We start from the raw sequence: 24,410 nt of genomic DNA on the forward strand, positions 1-24,410 counted from the left end.
AAAGACCTAAGCAGGATGAGCAAGAAACATTTTCTCGAATTCGAGCAGCCGATCGCCGAGCTCGACACCAAGATTGAAGAGCTGCGCTACGTGCAAAGCGAGTCCGCCGTCGATATATCCGAAGAGATCGACCGCCTCAGCAAGAAGAGTCAGCAGCTCACCAAGGACATCTACGCCAATGTGGCGCCCTGGCAGGTTTACCAGATCGCCCGGCACCCGCAGCGCCCGCAGACCCTGGACTATTGCGCCGACGTGTTCACCGAGTTCCAGGAACTCCACGGTGATCGCCATTACGCCGATGACGCGGCCATCGTCGGTGGTCTAGCCCGCTTCAACGGCCAGGCCTGCATGGTCATCGGCCACCAGCGCGGCGCCGATTCGAAGGAGCGCACCAAGCGCAATTTCGGCATGCCGCGCCCTGAGGGCTACCGCAAGGCCTTGCGCCTGCTGAAGCTGGCCGAGAAATTCGGTCTACCGGTCTTCACCTTTATCGACACCATGGGCGCCTATCCCGGCATCGGTGCCGAGGAGCGTGGCCAGTCGGAAGCGATCGGTCGCAACATATTCGAGATGGCGCAGCTGGAAGTTCCCATCATTGCCACCGTGATCGGCGAGGGCGGTTCAGGCGGCGCGCTGGCTATCGGCGTGGCCGACCAGGTGCTGATGCTGCAGTTCGCCGCCTATTCGGTGATTTCGCCGGAGGGTTGTGCATCGATTCTGTGGAAGAGCGCCGAACGCGCCTCCGAAGCGGCAGACGCTCTGGGTATCACCGCCCACCGTCTGAAGGCCATGGGCCTGATCGACAAGATCGTCAACGAGCCAGTCGGTGGCGCTCATCGAGACACCAAGGCCATGGCCTCCTATTTGAAGCGTGCGCTGTCCGATGCGCTGCGCCAGGTCAGCGATCTGAAGCCCAAGGAATTGCTGGAGCGCCGTTATGAGCGCCTGCAAGCCTATGGTCGCTTCACCGACACCAAGAGCCGCTGAGCCCCAGCCTCGCCGCTGCGTAGCGGTCGCCTACAGCGGCGGCCGCGATTCCACCGCCTTGCTGCACGCGACGGCCCATCAGGCCGGCGAACTCGGTCTCGAGGTCGCAGCCTTGCATGTGCATCATGGGCTCAGTGCCCATGCTGACGATTGGTTGGCTCACTGCGAGCGGCAGTGCGAGCGCTGGGCAGCCTCGGGATTGCCCGTGCGCCTGCTGTCGCAACGTCTGGATGGCGCACCGGCGGTGACGCAAAGCGTCGAGGCCTGGGCCCGCGAGGGTCGTTATGCGGCGCTGAGCGCGATGGCCCAGGTGGCCGGCGCCGATCTGCTATTGCTTGCCCAGCATCGCCGCGATCAGGCCGAAACCCTGCTGCTGCAGGCTCTGCGCGGCGCCGGCGTGGCTGGCCTGGCGGCTATGCCGGCGCAGCAATGGCGCGATGGCCTGCTCTGGGCCCGCCCCTGGCTGGCGCAGCCGCGCGAGGCCATCGAGGCCTATTTGCAGGCCCATTGCCTGGACTACATTGATGATGACAGCAATGGCGACCCTCGCTATGCGCGCAATCGCCTGCGCTTGCAAGTGTGGCCGGCGCTGAGCCAGGCTTTTCCGGCCGCCGAATCCAGCCTGGCGCAGGCGGCCGAGTGGGCGCAACAGGCTTTGGCCTTGCAGCAGGAGATGGCCGCTGCGGATCTGGCGCAACTCGCAGGCCTCGAGGACCTGGATATGGAGCGTCTGCTGACTCTGTCGCCGGCACGCGCCAGCAATGCCTTGCGGGCCTGGTTGCGCGTCCGGCTCGGCCGACCGGCGCCGGCCAGCCTGGTGCAGCGCCTGTTGCGCGAGTCGAGTGCGGGGCAGGGTGCCTGGCCTTGCGCCAGCGGTTCGCTGAGGCTGTATCGGTGGCGCTTGCTGCATGTCCCCGCCCAGGCTGCGACCGCGGCGCCTACGGTTGAGGTGAATTTGGAGCGACCAGGCGTCCATCCCGTGCCGGCTTGGCAGGGCGAGTGGATTGTTGAAGCCGTCGAGCAAGGCGGCGTAGCCGCTGCACGCCTGGCAGCGCTCGTGATGCGCGCGAGAGAGGGCGGTGAGCAGTTCCAGCGTCATGCGGCCGGCCCGCCGCGTAGCCTGAAGAAGGCGTTCCAGGGAGCGGCCTTGCCTGCCTGGCAGCGCGGCGCACCGCTGCTCTATGCCGGTTCCCAGCTGCTGTTCGTGCCAGGCCTGGGCCTGGATGCACGCTGCCTGGCCCGGCCAGGCGAGCCGCAGCTGCGCCTGGACTGGCGTCCTGTGCCTCGCATGTAACGCCCAGGCGTCGCTTGTTGCAGTGCGGCAGCTAGAATCGAGGGCTGCGACCGCGGCGCACCCCTTGCCCGATTCAGGGCCTCGACCCCCGCGTTGAAGAATCCCCATGGCACTGATAGTTCACAAGTACGGCGGAACCTCGATGGGTTCCACCGAGCGCATCCGCAATGTGGCCAAGCGCGTCGCCAAATGGGCGCGTGCCGGGCATCAGATGGTGGTTGTGCCTTCGGCAATGAGCGGTGAGACCAACCGCCTGCTGGGCCTGGCCAAGGAGCTGTCACCGGCTTCATCGAGCCCCGAGCTCAACCGCGAATTGGACATGATTGCCGCCACCGGGGAGCAGGTCTCGGTCGGCCTCTTGGCGATAGCGCTGCAAGCCGAGGGCCTGGAAGCCGTCAGCTATACAGGCTGGCAAGTGCCGGTGCAGACCGACTCCTCGCACACCAAGGCCCGCATCGAGAGCATCGATGACGCGCGGGTGCGCGCCGATCTTGCCGCCGGCAAGGTCGTCGTCATCGCCGGTTTTCAGGGCGTAGACGAAGATCAGAACATCACGACCCTGGGTCGTGGCGGCTCCGACACATCGGCCGTGGCGATCGCAGCCGCGATGAAGGCCGACGAGTGCCTGATCTACACCGATGTCGACGGCGTCTACACAACCGACCCGCGCATCGTGCCCGAGGCGCGCCGCCTGCACACCATCAGCTTCGAAGAGATGCTGGAGATGGCCTCACTGGGCTCCAAGATCCTGCAGATCCGCTCGGTCGAGTTCGCCGGCAAGTACCGCGTGCCGCTGCGCGTGCTGTCGAGCTTCACGCCCTGGGACATCGATATCAATGAGGAAGCCAAGTCCGGCACCCTGATCAGTTTTGAAGAGGATGAAAAAATGGAACAAGCCGTCGTGTCGGGCATTGCCTTCAACCGTGACGAAGCCAAGGTGACCTTGTTGGGCGTGCCGGACAAGCCCGGCATCGCCTTCCAGATCCTTGGCCCGGTGGCGGAGGCCAATATCGATATCGACGTCATCATCCAGAACGTCTCGCAGGACGGCAAGACCGACTTCAGCTTCACCGTGCATCGCAACGACTATGCGCGCACGATGGAGTTGCTGGAAAGCACCGTCGGCCCGGCTACCCAGGCTGCCAAAGTGCTTGGCGATCCGAAGATCTGCAAGGTCTCTATCGTGGGCATCGGCATGCGCTCGCATGTGGGCGTGGCATCGAAAATGTTCCGTGCGCTGAGCGAAGAGGGCATCAATATCCAGATGATCAGCACCAGCGAAATCAAGACCTCTGTCGTGATCGACGAGAAGTACATGGAGCTGGCGGTCCGTGCGCTGCACAAGGCCTTCGACCTGGATCAGGAAATTTCTGCCTGATATTCCTTGAAGCCTTGAATTCTTCGTATAGAATGCGAGGCTCAGCTGGAGTCGTGACCGAGTGGCCGAAGGTGCTCCCCTGCTAAGGGAGTATGTGGGCAAAACCTGCATCGAGAGTTCGAATCTCTCCGACTCCGCCAAGTGACTGTTTCGTACAGTCCCAAGGCATACCAAGAAACCCCGTAAATCGTTGATTTACGGGGTTTTTTCATTCTAGGACGGTTTCACGAGATCCCTTGGCATATCCCCCTGCATCTCAGGCAAATGGTGGGAAGGGGGGGGGAAGTAAAAGTCTGGTGGGAAGAGATTTGGCCTGGTGGGAAATGCTGCCGATCATGCGCAACACCCTGTCACCAGCAGCCTTGCAGTCGCAGTACAAGGCGGCTATCACCCTCGCGAAGACCAGCGCAAATCCGTCCAGATCTCCGACGGTGATGGGCTCATGCTTGTCGTTCGAGCAAGCGGTGCATCTTGGGTGCTGAGGGCCCGGATCCATGGATAGCGAAAAGACATCACCCTCGGACGGTGGCCGACGTTTGGGTTAAACGATGTCCGTCAGACAGCCGATCTGGCTCGCAAGAGCGCCGCGCTTGGCGTCGATGTGACGGCGAAGAAGCGCGCTGAACGGCATGAAGCGATGACTGTTACTGCCGCCAAGGCGGACAGCGTTCGTCAGCTCTACGAAGACTGGCTGAGCCTTCGTGGCGACACGATCAGCGACGTCTATCGTGGGAACATCGAGGCCGGCTTCCTGAAAGATGTATTGCCGGCAATCGGCTCTGAGGCGCCTCACGAAGTCACTCGTGCGGATTGCGTGGCTTTGTTGCGGAAGGTCGAGGTGCGCGGTGCTACGGTCATGCTTCGTCGCTTGCGCATGTGGCTGCGGCAAATGTTTGAATTTCGCATTGACGACGAGCGGCGTCCCCTGTTGGCATCGTTGGTGGTGCCGACCGGGCACCTGACCAGCTTCAAGCGCGACAAGAAGGGAAGCTTCCCTGCGATCACCGACCCGGCGGGAGCGCTCAAGCTGGTCAAGGAGATCCGCCGGCTCGACAAGTACATCAATCGAGCGGCAACCGTGGCTTGTGGTGGGAAAGATGAGAGCCTCTGTCATGCAGGGCGTAATCTTGTCAATATTCCTATCAATCCGGCCATGGTGAGATAAGATTACGATCTATTCTTGTCATGTGGCGAGAATGATGAGATTGACAAGATTCGTTGCACCATGACGCCTCCCACGCTGTCGCCCCGCCATGAGGCGCTGCTGCGCCAAGTCCTTGACGCCTGGGAGCCTGTCGCGCCAAGTGCGCTGGAGCACGCGCTCCAGGTCTCCCGGCCCACCATCAACCGGGACTTGCGAGACCTTCTTTCCGCCGGCTTTCTGGAGAAGCGGGGGGATGGCCGCTCGACCCGCTACCTGGCCACCGCAGCTGCCGAGGCAGTGCTGCGCGCTTTGCCCTCTGGCGCCCAACCGCCGGTCCGGACTGGCGCCCTTCAATGGTCAGCGGCTGCACAGCCTATCGTCGAGGCGCTTCGCGCACCGTTGGGCACCCGCACCCCTGTGGGCTACGACAACGGGTTTGTGAACAGCTACATCCCGAACCAGTCGAGCTTGCTACCGCCCCAGCTGGCCACGGAGCTGTACAACGCTGGACGCAGCCGGGACCAGCAACCGGCAGGAACTTACGCGCGCGAAGTACTCGAGCAGTTGCTCATCGACCTGTCCTGGTCGTCATCGCGTCTTGAGGGCAACAACAAGAGCTTGCTGGACACCAAGGAACTCTTCGAGCTCGGCCAACAAGGCGGCCCGCTCGATGAGGACACGCTGATGCTGCTCAACCACAAGAGCGCCATCGAGTTCATGGTCGATGCGGTTCCGACCGAGGGGATTATCGTGCCCGTCATCGTCGACTTGCAGGCCAAGCTGATGCGGGACCTTCTTCGCGACTCACGCGACATCGGCAGCATCCGCCGGCGCGTGGTGAACATCGATGGCTCGGTCTACACCCCCAGCAGCATTCCCTCACTCCTTGAGGAGACGCTGAACGCCATCGTCGACAAGGTGCGGAACATCCGCAATCCGGTTGAGGCCGCCTTCTTCCTGTGGGTCAACCTGGCCTATCTGCAGCCCTTTGCGGACGGCAACAAGCGCACGAGTCGTCTGAGCGCCAACATGCCGCTCATGCTCTATAACTGCGCGCCGCTGTCCTTTCTTGACGTGGAGCGCTCAGACTACGCGACCGCCATGCTCGGTCTCTACGAGCAGCGCAACGTGGCTGCGGCGGTGGACTTGTTCGAGTTCATCTACCGCCGCTCGATTCAGAAGTACAGCGTGCTGCGCGCCTCGTTGTCGGCGCCCGACCCGATTCGGATCAAGTACCGGCAGGCCATGAACGAGCTGATGCAGTTCGTGGTCTTGCATGGCCGAACGCTGGAGGCCGCCTTCGCAGATGTGCATGTCGATGCCGCTGACAGCGCGGCGCTGCGCCTGATCGCAAACACCGAGCTCGACCAGCTGGAGCAATACAACTGTGCCCGGTACAACCTTGCACGAGGCTTGACACAGCGGTGGATAGACGCGGGGCGGCGCAGATGAGGCCGCGCCTGGCGGCAAGGGGAGGCGGTCTTTGCAGACCTCTCACTGCTGGGGCGGTGACCGAAATGAACCGCTACAGCGCGACGCTGAGTGTGCTGGCCGCAGGCCTGTCGGATCTGCGTGTCAGCGGGCAGTACAAGACCGGCGATAGCGAGGGCTTTGCGCAGGCGGTGGCCGCCTTGCACGGCCTGGCGGTCCAGGCGCATGCCGGGCGGATTGAGCCGGGGTCGGAAGTAGAAGGGTGGATTCGGTCTGAGGGATGTCCATGCCAGCCAGTTCGGGGCTCCGGCATCACATTGACTCGTTAAGAAGGATCGCATCGCAGCATGTGCTGCCGACAGTCGCTGGTGGGCTCGCCCATGTTGCTGGGTGACGAGTAGTCGGTGGGGCTGGCGAAGAGCCCTGGCTGCCCAGCCAATTGATTCCTGTCTGTCAATCACCCCCAGGGCCGATCCTTCATTTGCTTACGAATTGCTACGATCCGTGTCATGTGGCCTCTGGTCACTAAAGGCAAAACCGGTGTGAGCCGGTGACGCAAAGCCTCCGGTCTCGTGCCTGCCCAGTGGGTGGTGCGACAAGATAGCGGGGTTGCCGTCCGAGTGATCGGTCGTCAAACGCTGCGTGCACTGCCCTTGTGACGACCCAGCAAACTGTGCTGGACCGCGTCGCTAGTCTGAGCGCCGGTGGCGTGATGGTGATGCTGGCCGGGCGAGATGTTGCGCTGCAGGCGACGCAGATCACGCTGGGCGGCGCGGGCGGCAAGGACGCCGGTGCGCAGGGCGGCGTGTTGATCCAGGCCGGGCGAGACCTGACCCTCAGCACGGTGCAGACCGCCAGCGCGAGCGAGCAGAACTGGAATGCGAACAACCACAAGAAGGAGAGCCGCACGCCGGCAGGACGTCGGCGGCGAGATCCTGGCCGAAGGGGTCATTGTCCTGAAAGCCGGACAGGACCTGAAGGCCACGGCCGCCACCAACAGCGGCGAAGCCGGCGGCATCACGCTGGCGGCGGGCCGCGATGTGCAACTGCTGGCCGGCGAGGCCAACGGGGTCTTCTCAAGAAGGGCTTGAGTTGGGGCGATACCGCTTCGGGTCAACGTAACTCAAGCGCGCGAGCGGCGCAGAGCCAGCAAGCCCAGGCCCATTGCCAGCATGGCCCAGGTCGTCGGTTCAGGCACCGGCGTCGTGAAGTTGGCAATGGATGCGACCTGCTCCGTGCTCAGGCCATCCAGGCGCGGAGCACTCAGCAGCGCTGCGCCGGTGGATTGGGCGAGCCACAGGTCGGACACGGTCGGGCCGTTCACATCGCTGGCGAGGAAGGCGAAGTTGAGCAAGCTCAGACTCTCCCCAGGCTTCACTGTGACGGAGAAACTCACGTTGTAGCGGTCGGGTGTGATCGTTGCCTGGCCCAAGCCGTTGTTGCCGGAGACCAGCGCCAGCACTGGATCGCTGCCACAACTGCCGCTGCCGTCGTCCTCGCAACTGACAAGCAGGCCGGGCTCGGCGGCGCTCACCAACTCGTCGCCATCCGAGCCCAGGTTGCCGAAGAAGTTGAGCGTAGTCGTGATGCTGCTCGCACCGTGGTTGGTGAAGGTGTCGAAAAAGCGGAAGACGTTCCCGCTGAGCAGCTCGACCTGGCGCGTCTGGCTCAGGGCGCCGACACCGCTGTTGTAGAAGCCAAAGGCGTCAAAGGCGCCATTGCCGCCATCAACCACCTGGCCCAGCGCCTGGTTGTAGAGGGGGGTCGTGCCGCCAGCGCCGAGGTAGCTCTGGCCATAGCCGTTGCCGTTGAAGACGTGGGCCGAGGCCTCGAACTGTTCGGCCGCACCGGCCGGAGCGAGGGCGGTGGCGAGCGCCACAGCCATAAGAAGGCGTTGAAACATGGGAAAGTACTCCAAGGAATAGGTGGCCGCAGTGGCGGCTGGCAGCATCAGTTACGGCGCGCGGTGAGCCACTGTTCGGGCGGGATGGGCTTGCCGACCAGACGCATCTCGCCGATCCAGCCGTAAAAGCCGTCGTCGAGGACTCCGTCCCACCAGCCTGCACCGATGATCCAAGGCAGGGGTGAGTTCTGCGAGCGCGTGCCTGTTGCTGCGTTGCTCACATTGCGCAGAACCGGCGCGCCTTCGACGTACAGCGTCGTGGTGGCCGTCGCCGGATCGTTGACGATGGCAACGTGGTACCAGGTGTTGCGGATCAGCTCTCCCGACCAGTTGGTCTGGGCGTAGCGTGAGTTGGATGCCGGCACCACCTCCCACTGCACTTCGCGCAGGCTGGAGATCGCGAACAGCACGCTCGAGGCCTCCGGGTCGCCGCCCTGGTAGCCGCCGGGCACCGCGCCTCGATTGCCTTGGCGGCCCAGCAGATTGCCCCAGCGATGCTTGCTCGCGTCCCAGTCGGCGGGGATCTTGACGAATGCTTCGATCGTGTAGCCGGTCCAGAAGCTGCGGCCGTTGACGGGGGCGCCCATCGCGGTCAGGAAGGCGCTGAGGCGGCCCACCGTCTTGTCGCTGTTGAGAAAGCGCACGCTGCCCGGTGCCGACGACAAGCGGTGTTTGTCGGTCGACCAGGTCACGTCGCCCACCATGGCGGGCCCGATCAGGCCCGCGCGCCGCATGTCGTGACCCGCGAAAACATCGGGCAGTGTGTCGCCAACCTTGACGATCTGGCCCTCCGAGATGGTGGTCGGCGCGCGCCAGTGCGCGTAGGTGTCGGCCACATAGGGGAAGTCGTTCGAGTCGACCGGCGGGCGGCTGAGCTTTGGCGGCGGCTCGACATAGTTGGCCAGGAGCTCGGTGCGCACGCGCGGCAAGATGGCCGCACCGTTGCTGGACATCGTCGGGCGCCAGCGCAGGAAGCCTGCAAAGCGCTTCTTAAAGTTGATTGGGATCGTGAAGCGATGGTTGGCCTGTGTCAGCTCCGCGAAGTCGAACTGGTTGAGCGTATGCTTGGGCTTGCTGACCACCCAGGGCGAGAACGACATCACATCGATCTTGTTGTTGCTGAAGTCCAGCTCATAGAGCCGCATCATGGCGTTGCCACCCTGATAGTCCATCTGGTAGTCGACCACCATCTGGTGCACCTCGTTGCCAAAGGCATTGAACTTGCGCAGATGGGCGGCGCCATGGTGGTGACCGTTCAAGGTCATGAAGATCTGGTCGTTGTCGTTGATCAGCCTGGCCCACAGCATCTTGCCGTAGGCCGTTTCCAGCGGGCTGATGCCGTCGCTGTCGATGTTCAGCAGTTGGTGGTTCGACAGGATCACCGGCAGTGTCGGGTTGCGCGCGATGACGCTGCGTGCCCAGGCGATGCCGGCATCGGAGATGCGCCATGACAGCGACAGCACCATGAATTTGATGCCGTGGGATTCGAAGACGTGGTATTCGTGGAAACCGGAGCTGTCACGCTCGCGGAAGGTTGCCTGTCGGGCCGCCCGGCTGCGCGGGAACCACTGCAGATAGGGCTCGGCCGCCAACTGGCGCTGGGCGTCCGTGCCAAAGCCCTGGTCGGAGGGCTGGTGGTAGTCGTAGTCGTTGATGACGTCGTGATTGCCAGCCAGGATCGAATAGGGCACGCCGGCGCCCTCCAACTGCTGCATCGCGGCATCGGCCACGCGCCACTGGTTGGGCTTGCCCTGCTGGTCGACCACATCGCCCAGATGGATGACGAAGGGGATGTTGTAGCTGCGGGCGTTGCTGGCGATCCAGCCGGTCTGTGCCGCATAGGGCGTCGAGCCGTAGCGGCTTTGGAACTGCTGGCCCTCGTCGGTGGTGGCATAGCGGGCGTAGAACTGTGTATCGGGCAGCACCGCAAGGGCAAAGCTGGTGACGGCGCTGCCCGCGGCCTCGGCCGGCTCCGCGCCGCCCAACAGGCTGCCGCCCATCGCGTATGCCGAAAGCCCGGCTGCGCCGCGCAGCAATTGGCGACGGTCAGGGGTAGGCGCGTCTTCGCCGCTCAAATTGTGGTCGGCGTTGCCGGTGTAGTCGCTGTTCATGCGGGGGCCTAGGGGAGTCAGTGCTGCGTCCAGTGTCCCCACGGGCTGCGACCCGCCAATGACGCCTGCATTAGCCCGTTTGCGCTGTCGCTGTGCGGTGGCCGTGCAAGGCGCACCGAAGCGAGGCGTGGCGGGAGGGCGGTTGACCGCGCAGACATTGGACCCACAAGCGTTGATCGAACAAACTGTTACGCGGTCGCTTGAGCTGCGCCGATGTGCTTCATCACGGTGTCACCTGATCCGACCACACTGACGCCTAGCGAAGCAGCTTTTTGCAAACTTCTCATTGACCCGAGATTCCGATGACCTCGCCCAACGAAACGCACCCGAAGCATCTATGGTCCACGCTGGCATCGACCTTGGAGCTAGCGGGTTTCGAACCCAGCGATTTCGAGATGTCGGAGGGACGACCGGATGAACTCCGTCATGTCGGTCTACCCGACCGGCTGCTGACAGTGCGTCGTCGCTCCACCGGCCATCGTCAGCTTTATGCCGTGGCACCGGGCTGCCCCTGGCTGTTCACTGCGTTTGCCGATCTGACTGCCGGACGTTTTGGGCGGCCGTCCCGTAAGGCCTTGAGCTGAATCGACGCGGCGGTCTCGCTGCGTCAGCCAGTGGACTCGCCTCCAACAAGCGGGGACGACTCGAAGGGGCCAGTCATTGACGCATCCCACGAGTGCAAAGGGCAGGAAGCGCAGAGTGTGTTCAAGAATACGCATCTTCCGAAGCCCCGCTTTCCCGGAATGGAGCCCGGGGCCGAGGTTTTCGCAGCGGTGACCTTCATTGAGGCATTCATGCCCCAGGTTTCCTAGCATGGCTTGTGCGAGTTCGGCGCCCCGAGCTTGCTTCAACCACCGTCTTGCCAGGCGCATCCTATGACCGCACACATCATCCGGCGCTCGCGCACCGGCGCTGCCATCGCCGCCATGCTCTCGGTGTAGACCTCGGCGCAGGCCGCCATCTTCGATGTGATGGTCACGGTCCGCAATCTTGCACCCGTCAACAGCGTCAGCTTCGCCCCTTTCACGTCGGCTTCAATCACGGCGGCTTTGACACGTGGCGCCTTGGCGGCGTGGCCACTGCCCCGAACTCCACGGTGGCCGAGGCGGCGCTGGCCGCGCCTGGCACTCGGCATTCGCGGCCGCCGATACGTGCGCAACGCGCGCCACGCGAGGCACCATCGGCGGCTTGTTGCTGCCAGGTGTCATGACCGCCGCTGGCTGAGGTCGATGGCGGGCTGATGTCCCAGGTCCTTTTCGGGCGTTCGTCAGAGCGCAACTGATGTCATCGCGGGACTGCAGGCCTAGGGCATAGGCCGGTACTGCGTTGTTATCGTGGGTTGCCACACCGCACGTCACACAGCGTCTACCAACCTATGAACCGGAATGTAGGAAGCAGTCCCGATCTCGCCCAGCCTTTGGTCGCATCGCGACGCACCGGAACACTACCGCCCGGCGCGGTGCCTCCATTGCGGATAGGCCCCTGTGTGGCGACACAGCTGCTACTCCCGCAAGGCTGACCCCCTCAACCCTGCGCAGGTGTTGCGCCTGCTGTGTGGGTCCTGCCCGCAGAGCTGCTCGCCGCTGCCGGCGCTCACCTCGCCCAGGCGCTGGTACGACTGGGCGGTTCGGCAGGCGGATGCTCCTCGGGGAGTCCCTTCACGGCTGCGCCAGGTGCGCCGCAGTGGGGCGACGCACCGCGCGGCGGTGGCGGGACTGGCTGCACGAACGAGACGCTCGGTTCTGCTTCGCGCTTCGCAGTCGCTCGCAGGAGCTGGGTTGCGTGGCTGACTTCGGCCAGACGGGCAGGGCGAGGCGACGCTGAACAGCAGGCGGGGCGCTTCGAAGGGGCGCGTCCGGTCTATGCAGGCTCGATGAAGCTTCGGTGCCAGGAGCGAGGCGAGCGCTTAGATACGTTTATTTGCAAATGAGAATGATTGCGGTTACTATTTATACTCCGAATCCATTCAATTTGCCGTGCTGTTGGCGGTACTCGACCTGATTAAACGTATGGTCCCGATGTTCTGAGGCTGAACGCCAATCCTCCTTGCCGCGCTTGTTCGCACGCCTGCTGAGCGTGTGTGCGACTCCGCCGCCACCCCCTCCAACCCACGTCCGCCGTCGGCCCTGTAACGGCTCGCGGTGTCGTGCTTCCTGCGCTCAGTTTCCCATGTCCTTGCTCCTGCCTGACGACGATTCAGTCCCCCTTCCCATGCACCCCAAGGTCTCGCTGCTGCGCCTGCTGCCAGCGGCCTGTCTGTTGGGTCTGCCCGGCGCGGGGGCCTGGGCCCAGCAGGGGGCGTCGGCCGACGCCGCAACGCAGGGCCAACCCGCGGCGCCCGTTCAGGTGGAGGCGGTGGTGATCTACGGCAGCGTGCAGCGCGACACCGGTTTCTCGCCGACCCAGGGGCTGAGCGCCGGCAAGGCCCCGATGCGGCTGCTGGAGACGCCACGCTCGTTGAGCATCGTCACGCGCGAAGTGATGGACTCGCGCCAGATCACCAGCCTGCAGCAGGCCCTGCAGACGGTGCCGGGCGTCAGCCCGGTGAACTTCGGCCGCCGCGGCTTCGATGACATCAATATCCGCGGCTTCCGCTCCACCGAATCCATCCTGGTCGACGGGCTTGTGCAAAGCCCGGGCATGTGGACCAAGCTCACGAGCTATGCCTACGAGCGCTTTGAGGTACTCAAGGGTGCCTCGTCCATCCTCTATGGCCAGGTGCAGCCCGGCGGCCTGGTCAACGCGATCAGCAAGCGCCCCGAGAGGGTCCGCCGTCTCGACACGGGCCTGGAAGTCGGCAGCTTCGGCCAGCGCACGCTGTCGGCCGACATCAACCAGCCACTGTCTGCCAATGGCCGCACGGCGCTGCGGTTGACGGCCCAGGCCAGCAATGGCGACGACCCGACGGACTTCGTCTATCGCAAGGACCGCTGGCTGTCTCCCTCGCTGTCGATTGACTTCGGGCGCGACACCGATTTCGTGCTTTTCAGCAGCTACAGCAAGAGCCAGTGGCTGCGCCAGCAAGGCGTGTCGCCGTACGGTACCTTGCTGCCTAACGTCAATGGCAGGGTGCCGCTCACGCGCTTTACCGGCGATCCATCGTTCGGCGGTTACGACGTTGAGCAAAAGACCCTGGGCTACAGCCTCGAACATCGCTTCAGCCCGCAATTGACGTTGCGCCAGGGCCTTCGCTATGAAGAGGAGTCAGGCACCGGCAACTTCGTCGCAAACGGCGTGTTGCAGCCGAACCATCGGCTGCAGAACCGCACGGCCAACCGCCAGTACATGGACTATGACATCCTCGTCAGCGACACCTCGCTGCTGGCGCAACTGCAGACCGGGCCGGTGCGGCATCAACTGGTGGTCGGCATCGATGCCCGCAAGGGCCACAGCCTGCTGGGTGCGCGGGCCTGCCGCATCGCGCCGCTGGATCTGTTCAACCCGGTCTATGGCGTGGCGGCTACTTGTCCGGATAAACTGACCTCGGATGCCCCCTCGACGCTCAGCGTTGCCGGACTGTATCTGCAGGATCAACTGAAGTTCGGCGACGGCTGGACCGCGCTGCTGGGCCTGCGCCACGACCGCTCAAAGGAGCGCACCGAGGACCGCATCCGCAGCACGCGCCTGGACCAAAACAGCGAGGCTACCGTGGGCAGCGCGGGGCTGGTCAAGGAGTTCGCACCGGGTTGGTCGGCCTACGCCAGCTGGGCCGAGTCCTTTCTGCCGGTCAGCGGGCTGACCTTCGGCGGTCGCCCCTTCGACCCCGAGACCGGCGAGCAATGGGAGCTGGGCCTCAAGCACGAGGCGCTGGACGGGCGTATCACGTCCTCGTTGGCGCTATTTGAGCTGACCCGCCAGAACGTCACGACGGCCGATCAGATCAACACCGGCTTCAGCGTGCAGACCGGCGAGCAGCGCTCGCGCGGGCTGGAGCTGGAGCTCGGCGCGAGGTTCAAGAACGGCCTGAACCTGACGGCCGGCTACGCCTACACTGACGCCAAGGTCACGCGCGACAACAACGGCGCTATCGTCGGCCTGCCGATCAATTTGCAGCCGCGCCACACTGCCTCGCTGTGGGCGCTCTACAAGCTGCCCGCCGTGCCGGCGCTGACGTTGGGCTTAGGTGGGCGCGCCGTCAGCGAACAGCGCGGGAGCCTGCCGTTCACGCTGCCCGGCTACGCCGTGCTCGACGCCAGCCTGAGCTACGGCGCCCCGACTTGGCGCCTCACTGCAGGCGTCAAGAACCTACTGGACCGCACCTACTACGACGGCGCCATCAATGCCAACGTGGTGTCGCCGGCGATGCCGCGCAACTGGTCGCTGGGCCTGCAGCTGATGTACTGATGCGCCTGCCGACGATCCAGCCATGACCAGCCGTCGCACGCTCAATATGCTGTTCATCCTGCACTCCTGGGCCGGGGTGGTGACGGGGCTGTTGCTGTTCGCGGTCTGCTTCTCGGGCGCCGTGCTGGTGTTCAAGCACGAGATCGACTTTTGGGCCAACCCGGTGCTGAGGGCCGTGCCGCGCGCCAGTGAGCCGGTCAGCCTGGACACGGTGATGACGACGCTGCAGCGCGCCTATCCGCAAGCCGCTGTCGAAACCCTCGCGCCGCCTGATGCGGTGAACCCGGCCTATATGGCTTTCTTGCGCCTTGACCCGGGCGATAACGCCAGCCGCACCAAGCTGGCGCTGCGGGCCGACACTGGCGCGCTGATCGGGCCGGTGGACAGCCAACTGGGCCAGTTCATCCGCAGCCTGCATGTGTTTTTGTTCTTCGGGCCGCGCTGGATCGTCGGCTTTCTCGGTGTGGCTCTGCTGGTGCTGATCGGCACCGGCATCGTGATCCATCGCAAGATCATTGCCGAGCTGTTCACTCAGCGCTGGGACCGCAGCCTGCGCGTCGTGATGTCCGACCTGCACAAGTCCGCTGGCGTGTGGGGCCTGGCCTTTCATTTGCTGATCGCCTTTACCGGGGCCTGGCTGGGCCTGGCCCCGGTGTTCGAGCGGGGCTTCGAATACATAGCCCAGGCTGGCGCACAGCGCCCGGCCAAGACCCCGAAACCCAAACTGACCGGCCCCGCGCCGGCCATGGCCTCGCTGGCGCAGATGGCGCGGCAGGCGAGTAGCGCCGTTCCCGGCTTCGAGACCCGCTATGTCTCGCTGCAGCGCTGGGGACAGCCCGGCGCCAGTGCGCGTTTTACAGGCAATCTCTCGACTCATCTCTACAGCACTGCGCAGTTGCAGTTCGATGGCGCCAGCGGCCGGCTCACCCAGGCCCATGATCCCCGCCAGCAGGGTTTCTGGAGCCAGGTCAACGGCCTGATGGAGCCGCTGCACTTCGGTGACTTCGGCGGGCTTGGGCTGAAGTGGCTGTATTTCCTGCTCGGGCTTACGCCAGCCTTTCTGTCCCTGAGCGGCACGCTGATCTGGCTGGACGGACGGCGCCAGCGCCGGGTTACGCGCAGCGCCCGCAGCGCCGGCAAGGGCCAACCAGGACTGGCAGGATGAGTGATGAAGTCATCTCCGTCGGCGAACGTTGGTTGCTGGGCCTATTCGCCGCGCTGCCCGCCGCGCTGGTGGCGGCCAGCCTGCTGCAACTGGCACCGCCCCCTGGGCTGTCGCCGCTGTCGCAACGGCCGCTATGGTTAGCCTGGGCCCTGATCGTAGGCTGGCTGTTGATGGCTGGCGGCTTGGCCTGGGCCGGGCGGCGCCCAGTGCGGCTGTGGCGCCTGAGCCTGAGTGCCTTGGCGGCCTTGCTCTTGCTGGCCGCGCTGCTCAGCCTGGGGGCTGATTTGCCGCAGGGCCGGGCGATGGCCTTGTCGCTGGCGCTGCTGGCGGCGGGCGCGCTTGGACTGACTCGGATTGTGAAGGACGGCCCGGAGCGGCCGGGCCGTCTGACTGGGCCAGTCGTCCTGGGCGCGGCGCGGCGCACATGGTGGCGACAGGTCGTACCCCATCTGCGTCGGTATGCCGGATTTTGGCTGAGCGGCGCGTTGATGGTGGAGTGTTTTCGCATGGCCTATGTCGTGGCGGTCGATCCGCAGCGCGGGGTCGGGATGCTGGGCATGCTGCTGGTGTTCTTCCTGGTGCTGCCGGCCGTATCGCTGGCGGCCTGGCTGCCGCGCAGTGCGGCCATCTTGCTGGCGCTGGCATCGGCTGGGTTCGCGTTGCTGGCCTGGCTGTCCGCACTGCAGCTGCCGCTGCTGGCGACCGGCCTGCTGATGGTTCTGGCCTGGCGTTCGCTGCAGCCGCCTCGAGCATCCCCGGCGCCGCTGGCTCAGGGCGCTTCGATATGACGGGCGGCATCGCGCTGAGCGCTGTGCTCGCGATCTCCGCAGCCACGCCGCTTGGGCTGGCGTGGTGGGTCTGCGGTGTGGGCGCGCGCAGCATCTCTGCCGACCCGGCTGCGCAGTCGCTTTGCGCGTTGGCGGTCCGGCTGCTGCCGCTGGTCGCGCTGCAATGCGCCTGCGGCGGGTTCGTGCTCGGCCTCGTGGCCGGGTTGGCCAGCGTAGCGGCGGCCTGGATGCTGATGGGCTGGGCCTTTGTGCTCGCACTCAATGCCACGCCCGGCCTGGCCCTGCGCGTCAGTCGCTGGGTGGGCGGCACTGGTGCGGTGGCCTGTGCGCTGGTGCCGCTGCTGGGGCGTACCTGATCCGATGCAGCTCAACAGCGTGGGCTGGTAGCGGGGAGCGCGCCGCCGGTACAACCCTGCCAAGGCAGCGATGCCAGCCTGTTCAGGATGGTGAAGACGAGGGGCTTGCCAGAAAAGAAGCCGTGATTGAAGTACAGGCCTGAGCATGAACTTGCCGCCTGAGTCGCTTGCCCGCTTCACGATGGCACCCTACGCGTTTGCGCTTGCTGCACTGGCACTCGGCCTGCGCGCAGTCCTGTTCCCGCAGGAGAGTTACATCGCCTATGCGACGGCTCTATCGGGCCGTGCAGCGACTCAAGACCCTGTCAGCCAATGTGACCGGGACCAATCAGAGCGTCGGCTGGCGCCATCAGCAGCTGCGAGCAGTCATCGACGAGTAGACCGAGATGCATTTTCGCTTCGATGCTCGTAGTCACATGATCTTTGCCAACCCTGCGGCCCGTGCCGCCTTCGGCCCTGGCCAAGGGAGCGCTGCAGACGACCTGGCATGGTCTGTTTGATCCGCAGGAGCACTGCGCTGTCGCATTGGCCATGCAGCAGCTCTCGCCGGCCTGTCCAGTCATGAAGGCGGTGCTGCGCTTGCATGACCGTGAGAAGTCGCTACGTTGGGGGAGTCCGTCCATTGCGCGATGCTCGACCCGGCCGGCTGCAGGTGATCCAAACTGTCGGGCGGGATGCGGCTGAGCGGAGCGAGCTGCAGCCTGCAGTCCAGGAACTCGCCCGCCGGCTGCAGGACCTTCATGACCACGCGCCCTGTGGCGACTGCTCGCTGTATGCGTCGGGCCTGTTTTGTCACCCCAACGCGGCGACCCAGGACTGGCTGGGCTGCAGCGCCTGCGAGGTGATCGGCAAGCTCGGCCCGCGCGACTTTTCCACCCGCGAGAGCGCGGTGCGTGCCGGCGAGAGTTTGTCCTCGCTGCCGCAGGCGGGCTCGGTGGGGCCGGTGGAGTTCGATCTCGTCAGTCGGCAAGGCAAGCTGCGGCGCGTTGCCGTCACGGCAACGGCAACGGCAACGGCAACGGCCACGGCAACGGCGATCTGCGACGGCGACGGCGAGGACCGTTTCGTCCGCAGCCGTTTCGTGATGTATGACGTGACGGAGCTGGATCTTGCTCGCAAGGCGCTGCAGGTGCTGAATCGGCAGCAGGCGGCGATGCTGGGCAACGAGCTGGTGGGCATCCAGAAGCTCAGGGACCTGCGCATCATCTGGAGCGCCTGTGCCAGCGAGCGCCTGTTCGGCTATCAGGCCGGCACGCTGATCTGCATGCCAGCGCGCCTCACGCTCTCTCGCGTGGGCGGCGACGAGTTCGTACTGATCCTGCCTCATCTGCGCGACAGGCAGGGGTACGCCCTTGTCATCGCCCACATCGAGCAGGCGGTGGTCACGTCGGTGCCGCTGGTGACAGGCTTGATCGTGCAGGTCGTAGTGAGCATCGGCGAAGCCCGCTTTCCAGACGACGGAGCCACCGGGACGAACTACAGCGCGCCTCCGACCGGGCTATGTACACGGCCGAGTCCGAGCGGCGTGAGCGCGGTCTACCGCCCGGGCGCTGAACACTGGGCCCAAGGTGCTGCCGATCACCGGTACGCCTCAGTCGATCAGCGCGCCGTCCTCGTCGTAGAAGGGATGCGGGCCGTCGAACTCGCCGATGGCGGCTTGGTGCGTGACCAACTGGCCGGCTTCGGACCAAGCATGGACCAGGAAGCCTGGAGGTTCCAGCGCGAAGCGGGAAGCCGCATCGGGCGCCAAGTCCAGGCAGACCTGGTGGGCGGTGGACGGGGCGGTCATTGCCAGCGTGCCGCCCCAAAGGGCCTGGATGGGCCGGTGCAGATGGCCGCAGATGACCCGCTGCACCTGCGGCTGTCGGCCCAGCAACGCAGCCAGCTCGGGCCCGCCGTGACGCAAGCCGATCACATCCATATGGCCGATGTAGGTGGCAAAGGGCGGGTGGTGCATGGCCAGCACGGTGGGTGTATGCGGGTCGGCGCTCAGCAGTGCGTCGAGCCGTTGCAGGCGCTCGGTGCACAGCTCGCCGTGCGAGGCACGTGGGGTCACCGTGTCCAGTGTCACCAAGCGCAGGCCGCCGAGGTCGACCGCATATTGCACGAAGTCATCAGCAGCCTCGGCGGATTGCATATAGGCATGCTCGGCGAAGGCCTGGCGCAGGCCGGCGCGGTCGTCGTGGTTGCCCGGCATTAGATAGCAGGGGCAGGCCAGAGGCTGCAGCAGCGCGCGCAAATGGGCGTATTCCTCGGGCGTGCCGAAGTCGGTCAGATCACCGGTGATGATGACAGCGCGAGGCGCCTGCGGCAGCGCGTTGACGGCGGCGATAGCGCGCCGCAGATACGCGGCGGTGTCCACGCGGCGGTAGGTCAGCCGGCCAGGCGCGCGGATGTGCGGGTCGCTGAGCTGGACGAGAAGTTGGGGTTTCATGCAGGCATCAGATGTTCGGCGCGCACCTGGGGCTGGACGCGGTCGCCGGTCTTGAAGGGGCTGTCCTTGGGCGCATCGCAGACCAGCGGCGCGGCCTGGCCGGGCAGGGCCAGATGCAGTTGTACCCGTTCGCCGAGAAAGACGCGCCGCGTCACGCTCAGACCCTGGCCGGTGCTGTCCGCACCGAGCTGGATGTCCTCGGGGCGCAGCAGCACGGTGGCGCAGCCGGTCAGCGCCGGGCAGGGCAGGCGCAGCGCGCCGAGCTGCAGCGTGCCCTCGCGCATGTCATCGGCCGAGCGGGCCAGCCGGTTGACGCGGCCCAGAAACTCGGCGACGAAGGGCTGGGCCGGCTGCCGGTACAGCTCCTCGGCCGTGCCCAGCTGCACGATGCGCCCGGCCTGCATCACGGCCAGGCGGTCGGCAATGGCCATCGCCTCCTGCTGGTCGTGGGTGACGTGGATCGCGGTGATGTGCAGGCGGCGCAGCAGCTCGGCCAGTTCGTCGCGCAGCGATTCCTTCAGCTTGGCATCCAGCGCTGTCAGCGGCTCGTCCAGCAGCAGCACGCGCGGGCGCACCGCCACCGCACGCGCCAGCGCCACGCGCTGGCGCTGGCCGCCGGAGAGCTCGGCCGGACGGCGCTGCTCCAGACCGTTCAAGCGCACCAAATCGATCAGCTCGCCGATGCGCTGGCGCTGCTGGGCTTCGGGCACACCGCGGATGCGCAGGCCGTAGCCGATATTGGCCTGCACCGACATCTGCGGGAACAGCGCGTAGTGCTGGAACACCATGCCGATGCCGCGCTGCTCGATGGCGCGGCGCGTCACGTCCTCGCCGTTGAACTTCAGCGTGCCGCCGGCATCGGGTGCCGCCAGGCCTGCGATCAAGCGCAACAAGCTGGTCTTGCCGCAGCCCGAGGGGCCCAACAGAGCCAGCACCTCGCCAGGCTCGACGCGCAGGTTGGTGGGCTGCAGCGCCCGCGTGCCGTCGGCGTAGGTCTTGCTGCAGTTCAGCACCTCGACGAGGGTGCGTTCGGAAGCGGTAGGCAAGGACTCATCCATAGCGTTTTTCCAGACTTTTGGCCAGGGCCTGCATGCCCCAGAGCACGGGCAGGATGACGATGAAGAACAGCAGGGTGTAGGCGGAGCCGATCTCGATGCGCATCGAGGCATAGCTGTCGGCTAGGCCCACCGGCAGGGTGCGGGTCAGCGGGGTGTGCAGCATCCAGGTCAGGTTGAACTCGCCGACCGAGAGCGTGAACACCATCAGGCAGCCGGCCACGATGGATGGCGCCACCGCCGGCAACAGCACGCCGACAAAGCGCTGCGCAAAGCTTGCGCCCAGCGAGCGCGCCGCCTCCTCCAGCGCCACCAGCTCCTCGCGGGACAGCGCGGCGGCCACCGTTCGCACCATGAAGGGCAGGGTGAACAGCAGATGGCCCACCAGCACGAAGGCAAAGCTCTGGCGGAAGCCGCGCAGCTGGCCGTAGGCCAGGATCAGGGCCAGCGCGCTGGCAAGACCCGGCACCGCGACCGGCAAAGTCAGCAGCTCCTCGAACAGGCGTGCCCAGCGAGAGCGGCTGCGCGCCAGCGCATAGGCGCAGGGCAGGCCCAGCAGCAGGCAACCGATCACGCAGGCAAGCGCCAGCAGCAGCGAATGGCCGGCCGTGCCGCCGTACTGCTGCCAGACCTGGATCAGCCAGCGCGTCGTCAATCCGCTGGACAGGCCCTGGCTGTAGTTGTTGACCAGGCCGGCGCTCAGCGAGACCAGCATCGGCAGCACCGTGAACAGCGTCACCAGCAGGGTCAGTGCCGCCAGCAGCGGCGTTGCGTTGCGGGTATCCGTTCTCATGCGGCGGTCCCGGTCGGTGCGCCGCCCAGGCGGCGCGCGATGAAGAGCACACCCCAGGTCATCAGGCCCAGGGCCAGCGACAGCGCGGCGGCCAACGGGAAGTTGGCGTAGTTGGTGAACTCGTTGTAGATCGTGATCGGCAGCACCTCGAAGCGGCTGGCCAAGGTGAAGGCGGTACCGAAGGCACCCATCGCGGTGGCGAACAGCATCGCGCCGCAGGCCAGCGCGGTCGGCGCCAGCGCCGGCAGCCAGACATCGCGCGCCAGCTGCCAGGGCCGCGCGCCGAGCGAGCGCGCCGCCTCCTCGATCTGTGGCTCCAGCGTCTCGGCTGCCGCGGTAAAGGCCGAGATGGCGCGCGGCAGCGAGAAGTACAGATAGGCCAGGAACAGGCCGCTCAGACCATAGGCGAATGTGATGCTGCTGCCCAGCAGGGCCTCGCTGAGTTGCGCGAAGAGGCCTTGCCGGCCGCCCAGCAGGATGACGAAGAAGCCGACGATGACGCCGGGGAAGGACAGCGGCAGGGTCAGCAGCGCCAGCAGTAGCGAGCGGCCGCTAAAGCGCTGCCGCCCCAGGTACAGGCCTACCCCAGCGGCCAGCACAAGGGTCACCGCGGTGACCGTCAGCGACAGCGCGGTGGTCTGCACCAGGCTGGTCAGATATCGCGGCTCGGTCAGAACGGCGGTGTAGGTGGCCCAGCCGGCGCTGGCCGGCAGGGCCGCCAGCCGCGCCATCGGCAGCAGCCAGAACGCGAAGAACAGCGCCGCCGCCGGCGCCGCGCAGGCCAGACCCAGCATCACTGGGCCTCGCGCAGATAGCGCTCGGAGAAGGCCTTCTGCACCTCTGCCATCTTGGCGTAGTCCAGCGCCTTGGCGCGGGCGTACTCGCTGGCCGGCAGGAAGCGCGTCTGGGCTTCTTTGGAGATCGCCGAGGCGCGCACCGGGCGCAGGAAGGCATTAGCCCAGATCGCCTGGCCCTCGTCGGAGAGCACGAAGTCCAGCGCCTTCTTGCCATCGGCCGCATGCGGGGCCTGAGCCGTCAGGCTCATCACATAGGGCACGACTACCGTGCCCTCGGTCGGGATCACGAACTCGACGCGCGCCTTGTCCTTGTGCTTGGCGCGGTAGGCATTGAAGTCATAGTCCAGCAAGATGGCGATCTCGCCGGACAGCACGCGCGCATAGGCGGTCTGCTTGGGCACGATGGGCTCGTTCTTCTGCAGCGCCTTGAAGTACTCGATGGCCGGCGTCAGATTGTCCAGCGTGCCGCCGCGGGCGCTGTTGACCGCCACCGCGCCGACATAGCCGACGAAGGCCGAGGCTGGGTCCAGATAGCCGACCAGACCCTTGTATTCGGGCTTGAGCAGATCGGCCCAGGACCTGGGCACCGGCTTGCCCTTGAGCGCATCGACATTGACCATGAAGCCCAGCGTGCCGGAGTGGATCGCGAACCAGTGGCCATCGGCGTCCTTCAGCCCCTCGGGGATCTCGTTCCAATGGGCAGGCTTATAGCCGGCAGTGACACCGGCCTTCTTGGCCTGGATACCGAAGGTGACGCCGTAGTAGGCCATATCGGCCACCGGGCTGGCCTTCTCGGCCACCAACTGCGACAGGCTCTGGCCGGAGTTCTTGTTGTCCGGCGGCACGGTCACGCCGGTCTTTGCCTTGATGGCCTGCAGCTGCGTGCCCCAGTCGGCCCATTCGGGAGGGCAGTTGTAGCAGATGGCAGTCTGTGCAATGGCTTGGCTGCTAAAGCCCGCCAGGGCGATCAGGGCCGCAGCGATGCCGTGTGTCAGGGGGCGGAAGATTTTCATCATGAATTCCTCGTGTGAGTAGGTTGGGTTAAAGAGTGGAGCAAGAAGGGGCGCGCATCGACTCGAGCTCGCGCAACTGGTGGGGCAGGGTCAGACTGTCGGCGGCGCGCGGCGCTTTGCCTCTGTCCAGACAGTCCAGCAGCCAGGCCACGCTTCGCCGGCCGATGCCTTCATTGGGCTGGGAGATGCTGGCCAGCGAGGGTCGCAACTCGGTGCCCAGCGCCATGCCGTCGAAGCCGATCACGCTGAGGTCCTCGGGCACCCGCAGCCCGGCCAGCGCGGCGGCTCGCATGCAGCGCAGCGCCAGCAGATCGTTGGAGCAGACCAGGGCCGTCGGCCGGTGCTGGCGGTCCGCGCCGCCCAGGCGCTGCAATAGCTGCTCGGGCGCGTTGTCTATGAAGGGCAACTCCAGCAGTTCGGCCGCGCTGTGGGCGGCTTGCATCGCCGCGGCATAGCCGCGATAGCGCTGCTGGGCACGGTCCGACGCGCTCAGATGGCCGCTGACCATCAGGATGCGGCGGTGGCCGAGCTGCTGCAGCCGTGCCACCAGTTCGGCCATCGCGGTCTCTCCATCGACGCTGACGCAGGGATGCCGGGGGTGACGGTTATAGGCCAACACATAGGGCCGACGCGCCCGCTTGAGCGCGGCCAGCGTGGCCGAACGCTCGGCATCGGCCACTGTCAGGATCAGTCCGTCCACGCTGCGCCCGCTCAACAGGCGAAGCGCCTGCAACTCCTGCGCCTCCCGGTAGTCGGTGGTCAGCGGGATGATCGAGTAGCCGGCATCGGCCGCCGCGCCGGCAATGCCGGCCAGGGTCTCGGCAAACACAGGGTTGAGCAGCGTTGGCAGCACCACGCCCAGCGTGCGGCTGCGCTGCGTGCGTAGCGTGCGAGCACTGAGGTTCGGTTCATAGCCCAGCTCCGCAGCCGCAGCCGTGACGGCAGTACGGGTGGCCGGGGCGACGGATTCGGGAGCGTTGAAGGCTCGCGAGACGGTGGCGATGGACACACCGGCTTGGCGGGCGACGTTGATGATGGACATACGGTGTGTTGGATGTAAACGTTTTCATTACAGCCGTGTTGCGTGAAATCCTCGTGACAATGCGCAGTTCCTCTATTCGGGCTGGCTTGCCGCCGCCACTTGCGAGACCTTGAGCACTTGGCACCGGCAGGCTTGGGCTGGCGGCCCTGCCGCGCAGAGTGCGAGCCTAGGCTGAAGTTGCGGACTTCGACCGAGCTCTGACCGCCTGTTCTCCCCTATCGGGCAGGCTGTTCTCTACGAGGCTTCGACTCTTGACATGTGGTCGGACCTGGGAAGTCCGTTTCGGCAAATGGAGTGACAGCGTCGGACTGCCAGTAAAGCACTGGTGATCGGTACGTCACGCGGCCGGTAGCCGACGCATCGTGTTTGGTTTTG

23 protein-coding genes, 1 tRNA gene and 1 riboswitch are annotated in these 24,410 nt (G+C 65.6%); of the genes, 13 read left to right on the top strand and 11 right to left on the bottom strand.

The genetic code is table 11. The annotated features are described in order from the left end of the window. Positions 1 to 15: 15 nt before the first annotated feature. The 7 genes from OOZ63_RS20610 to OOZ63_RS20640 all read left to right on the top strand — a co-directional run bounded on the left by OOZ63_RS20610 (position 16) and on the right by OOZ63_RS20640 (position 6,563). A complete protein-coding gene (locus OOZ63_RS20610) occupies positions 16 to 987 on the top strand; it encodes an acetyl-CoA carboxylase carboxyltransferase subunit alpha (protein ID WP_266007486.1) in 972 nt (323 codons plus the stop codon). Further along, positions 938 to 2,281 carry a tRNA lysidine(34) synthetase TilS gene (tilS, locus tag OOZ63_RS20615; RefSeq protein ID WP_266007487.1) on the top strand — a complete coding sequence of 448 codons (1,344 nt, stop codon included), beginning with the start codon at positions 938 to 940 and terminating at the stop codon, positions 2,279 to 2,281. Before OOZ63_RS20610 ends, tilS begins: the two co-directional genes overlap by 50 nt. A 106-nt stretch (positions 2,282 to 2,387) precedes the next feature. Continuing rightward, a complete protein-coding gene (locus tag OOZ63_RS20620) occupies positions 2,388 to 3,659 on the top strand; it encodes an aspartate kinase (RefSeq protein WP_266007488.1) in 1,272 nt (423 codons plus the stop codon). A 47-nt stretch (positions 3,660 to 3,706) separates the two neighbouring features. Next, positions 3,707 to 3,799, top strand: a tRNA-Ser gene (locus tag OOZ63_RS20625). A gap of 461 nt (positions 3,800 to 4,260) precedes the next feature. Further along, positions 4,261 to 4,824, top strand: coding sequence for a phage integrase central domain-containing protein (locus tag OOZ63_RS20630; protein ID WP_266007489.1), 564 nt, complete (start codon positions 4,261 to 4,263; stop codon positions 4,822 to 4,824). Positions 4,825 to 5,220: 396 nt separating this feature from the next. Next, on the top strand, positions 5,221 to 6,255 hold the full coding sequence (locus OOZ63_RS20635; protein ID WP_266007490.1) for a Fic family protein: 1,035 nt from the start codon (positions 5,221 to 5,223) through the stop codon (positions 6,253 to 6,255). A 65-nt stretch (positions 6,256 to 6,320) separates the two neighbouring features. Further along, the gene (locus OOZ63_RS20640) at positions 6,321 to 6,563 is read left to right on the top strand and encodes a hypothetical protein (RefSeq protein WP_266007491.1); all 243 of its coding nucleotides are present in this window, start codon (positions 6,321 to 6,323) and stop codon (positions 6,561 to 6,563) included. Between the two features lie 191 nt (positions 6,564 to 6,754). Further along, positions 6,755 to 6,851, top strand: a riboswitch (cyclic di-GMP riboswitch). A 14-nt stretch (positions 6,852 to 6,865) separates the two neighbouring features. Here the strand turns inward: OOZ63_RS20640 and OOZ63_RS20645 are convergent. Further along, the gene (locus tag OOZ63_RS20645; RefSeq protein WP_266007492.1) at positions 6,866 to 7,126 is read right to left on the bottom strand and encodes a hypothetical protein; all 261 of its coding nucleotides are present in this window, start codon (positions 7,124 to 7,126) and stop codon (positions 6,866 to 6,868) included. Between OOZ63_RS20645 and OOZ63_RS20650 the strand changes: the two genes are divergently transcribed. Beyond that, the gene (locus tag OOZ63_RS20650) at positions 7,113 to 7,325 is read left to right on the top strand and encodes a hypothetical protein (RefSeq protein ID WP_266007493.1); all 213 of its coding nucleotides are present in this window, start codon (positions 7,113 to 7,115) and stop codon (positions 7,323 to 7,325) included. The genes OOZ63_RS20645 and OOZ63_RS20650 overlap by 14 nt on opposite strands. Before the next feature lie 32 nt (positions 7,326 to 7,357). On the opposite strand, the gene OOZ63_RS20655 is transcribed toward OOZ63_RS20650, so the two are convergent. After that, a complete protein-coding gene (locus OOZ63_RS20655) occupies positions 7,358 to 8,137 on the bottom strand; it encodes a PEP-CTERM sorting domain-containing protein (protein WP_266007494.1) in 780 nt (259 codons plus the stop codon). Positions 8,138 to 8,184: 47 nt separating this feature from the next. Further along, a complete protein-coding gene (locus tag OOZ63_RS20660; RefSeq protein ID WP_266007495.1) occupies positions 8,185 to 10,248 on the bottom strand; it encodes a LamG-like jellyroll fold domain-containing protein in 2,064 nt (687 codons plus the stop codon). Between the two features lie 302 nt (positions 10,249 to 10,550). Here OOZ63_RS20660 and OOZ63_RS20665 point away from each other — a divergent pair, with 302 nt between their 5' ends. Beyond that, the gene (locus tag OOZ63_RS20665) at positions 10,551 to 10,832 is read left to right on the top strand and encodes a hypothetical protein (RefSeq protein ID WP_266007496.1); all 282 of its coding nucleotides are present in this window, start codon (positions 10,551 to 10,553) and stop codon (positions 10,830 to 10,832) included. Positions 10,833 to 11,095: 263 nt separating this feature from the next. Here OOZ63_RS20665 and OOZ63_RS20670 read toward each other — a convergent pair whose 3' ends face one another. Next, entirely contained in the window at positions 11,096 to 11,290 is a 195-nt protein-coding gene (locus OOZ63_RS20670) for a hypothetical protein (protein WP_266007497.1), read from the bottom strand. 1,169 nt (positions 11,291 to 12,459) lie between these two features. Between OOZ63_RS20670 and OOZ63_RS20675 the strand changes: the two genes are divergently transcribed. Genes OOZ63_RS20675 through OOZ63_RS20690 form a run of 4 tightly spaced genes read left to right on the top strand, consistent with a single transcriptional unit; the run spans position 12,460 to position 16,901 of the window. Beyond that, positions 12,460 to 14,592 (top strand): TonB-dependent siderophore receptor, encoded by a 2,133-nt coding sequence (locus OOZ63_RS20675; RefSeq protein ID WP_266007498.1) that lies wholly within the window; start codon positions 12,460 to 12,462, stop codon positions 14,590 to 14,592. Positions 14,593 to 14,614: 22 nt separating this feature from the next. Next, positions 14,615 to 15,757, top strand: a complete 1,143-nt coding sequence (locus OOZ63_RS20680; protein WP_266007499.1) for a PepSY-associated TM helix domain-containing protein — start codon at positions 14,615 to 14,617, stop codon at positions 15,755 to 15,757. Next, the gene (locus OOZ63_RS20685) at positions 15,754 to 16,545 is read left to right on the top strand and encodes a hypothetical protein (protein ID WP_266007500.1); all 792 of its coding nucleotides are present in this window, start codon (positions 15,754 to 15,756) and stop codon (positions 16,543 to 16,545) included. Before OOZ63_RS20680 ends, OOZ63_RS20685 begins: the two co-directional genes overlap by 4 nt. Next, a complete protein-coding gene (locus OOZ63_RS20690) occupies positions 16,542 to 16,901 on the top strand; it encodes a hypothetical protein (RefSeq protein WP_266007501.1) in 360 nt (119 codons plus the stop codon). The genes OOZ63_RS20685 and OOZ63_RS20690 overlap by 4 nt, the downstream gene beginning before the upstream one ends. A 559-nt stretch (positions 16,902 to 17,460) precedes the next feature. On the opposite strand, the gene OOZ63_RS20695 is transcribed toward OOZ63_RS20690, so the two are convergent. The 7 genes from OOZ63_RS20695 to OOZ63_RS20725 all read right to left on the bottom strand — a co-directional run bounded on the left by OOZ63_RS20695 (position 17,461) and on the right by OOZ63_RS20725 (position 24,035). Further along, positions 17,461 to 18,267: a hypothetical protein gene (locus tag OOZ63_RS20695; protein ID WP_266007502.1), complete on the bottom strand. Its 807-nt coding sequence runs from the start codon at positions 18,265 to 18,267 to the stop codon at positions 17,461 to 17,463. 225 nt (positions 18,268 to 18,492) lie between these two features. Then, the gene (locus tag OOZ63_RS20700) at positions 18,493 to 19,335 is read right to left on the bottom strand and encodes a phosphodiesterase (RefSeq protein ID WP_266007503.1); all 843 of its coding nucleotides are present in this window, start codon (positions 19,333 to 19,335) and stop codon (positions 18,493 to 18,495) included. Further along, the gene (locus tag OOZ63_RS20705) at positions 19,332 to 20,381 is read right to left on the bottom strand and encodes an ABC transporter ATP-binding protein (protein WP_266007504.1); all 1,050 of its coding nucleotides are present in this window, start codon (positions 20,379 to 20,381) and stop codon (positions 19,332 to 19,334) included. The genes OOZ63_RS20700 and OOZ63_RS20705 overlap by 4 nt, the downstream gene beginning before the upstream one ends. Before the next feature lie 4 nt (positions 20,382 to 20,385). Beyond that, complete coding sequence (locus OOZ63_RS20710) at positions 20,386 to 21,183, bottom strand: ABC transporter permease (protein WP_266007505.1); 798 nt, start codon at positions 21,181 to 21,183, stop codon at positions 20,386 to 20,388. Then, complete coding sequence (locus OOZ63_RS20715; RefSeq protein ID WP_266007506.1) at positions 21,180 to 21,977, bottom strand: ABC transporter permease subunit; 798 nt, start codon at positions 21,975 to 21,977, stop codon at positions 21,180 to 21,182. Before OOZ63_RS20715 ends, OOZ63_RS20710 begins: the two co-directional genes overlap by 4 nt. After that, positions 21,977 to 22,993 (bottom strand): ABC transporter substrate-binding protein, encoded by a 1,017-nt coding sequence (locus tag OOZ63_RS20720; protein WP_266007507.1) that lies wholly within the window; start codon positions 22,991 to 22,993, stop codon positions 21,977 to 21,979. The genes OOZ63_RS20715 and OOZ63_RS20720 overlap by 1 nt, the downstream gene beginning before the upstream one ends. Before the next feature lie 28 nt (positions 22,994 to 23,021). Next, entirely contained in the window at positions 23,022 to 24,035 is a 1,014-nt protein-coding gene (locus tag OOZ63_RS20725; RefSeq protein ID WP_266007509.1) for a substrate-binding domain-containing protein, read from the bottom strand. Positions 24,036 to 24,410: the final 375 nt, after the last annotated feature.

Origin of the sequence: Paucibacter sp. PLA-PC-4 (assembly GCF_026241155.1) — a bacterium.
GTDB lineage: Bacteria > Pseudomonadota > Gammaproteobacteria > Burkholderiales > Burkholderiaceae_C > Roseateles_E.

Bases quoted from the DNA above. Each gene is read 5' to 3' on its own strand.
- OOZ63_RS20610 (WP_266007486.1), top strand. From the start codon at position 16: ATGAGCAAGAAACATTTTCTCGAATTCGAGCAGCCGATCGCCGAGCTC.
- tilS (WP_266007487.1), top strand. From the start codon at position 938: ATGAGCGCCTGCAAGCCTATGGTCGCTTCACCGACACCAAGAGCCGCT.
- OOZ63_RS20620 (WP_266007488.1), top strand. From the start codon at position 2,388: ATGGCACTGATAGTTCACAAGTACGGCGGAACCTCGATGGGTTCCACC.
- OOZ63_RS20640 (WP_266007491.1), top strand. From the start codon at position 6,321: ATGAACCGCTACAGCGCGACGCTGAGTGTGCTGGCCGCAGGCCTGTCG.
- OOZ63_RS20650 (WP_266007493.1), top strand. From the start codon at position 7,113: ATGCGAACAACCACAAGAAGGAGAGCCGCACGCCGGCAGGACGTCGGC.
- OOZ63_RS20655 (WP_266007494.1), bottom strand. From the start codon at position 8,137: ATGTTTCAACGCCTTCTTATGGCTGTGGCGCTCGCCACCGCCCTCGCT.
- OOZ63_RS20660 (WP_266007495.1), bottom strand. From the start codon at position 10,248: ATGAACAGCGACTACACCGGCAACGCCGACCACAATTTGAGCGGCGAA.
- OOZ63_RS20665 (WP_266007496.1), top strand. From the start codon at position 10,551: ATGACCTCGCCCAACGAAACGCACCCGAAGCATCTATGGTCCACGCTG.
- OOZ63_RS20675 (WP_266007498.1), top strand. From the start codon at position 12,460: ATGCACCCCAAGGTCTCGCTGCTGCGCCTGCTGCCAGCGGCCTGTCTG.
- OOZ63_RS20680 (WP_266007499.1), top strand. From the start codon at position 14,615: ATGACCAGCCGTCGCACGCTCAATATGCTGTTCATCCTGCACTCCTGG.
- OOZ63_RS20685 (WP_266007500.1), top strand. From the start codon at position 15,754: ATGAGTGATGAAGTCATCTCCGTCGGCGAACGTTGGTTGCTGGGCCTA.
- OOZ63_RS20690 (WP_266007501.1), top strand. From the start codon at position 16,542: ATGACGGGCGGCATCGCGCTGAGCGCTGTGCTCGCGATCTCCGCAGCC.
- OOZ63_RS20700 (WP_266007503.1), bottom strand. From the start codon at position 19,335: ATGAAACCCCAACTTCTCGTCCAGCTCAGCGACCCGCACATCCGCGCG.
- OOZ63_RS20710 (WP_266007505.1), bottom strand. From the start codon at position 21,183: ATGAGAACGGATACCCGCAACGCAACGCCGCTGCTGGCGGCACTGACC.
- OOZ63_RS20715 (WP_266007506.1), bottom strand. From the start codon at position 21,977: ATGCTGGGTCTGGCCTGCGCGGCGCCGGCGGCGGCGCTGTTCTTCGCG.
- OOZ63_RS20720 (WP_266007507.1), bottom strand. From the start codon at position 22,993: ATGAAAATCTTCCGCCCCCTGACACACGGCATCGCTGCGGCCCTGATC.
- OOZ63_RS20725 (WP_266007509.1), bottom strand. From the start codon at position 24,035: ATGTCCATCATCAACGTCGCCCGCCAAGCCGGTGTGTCCATCGCCACC.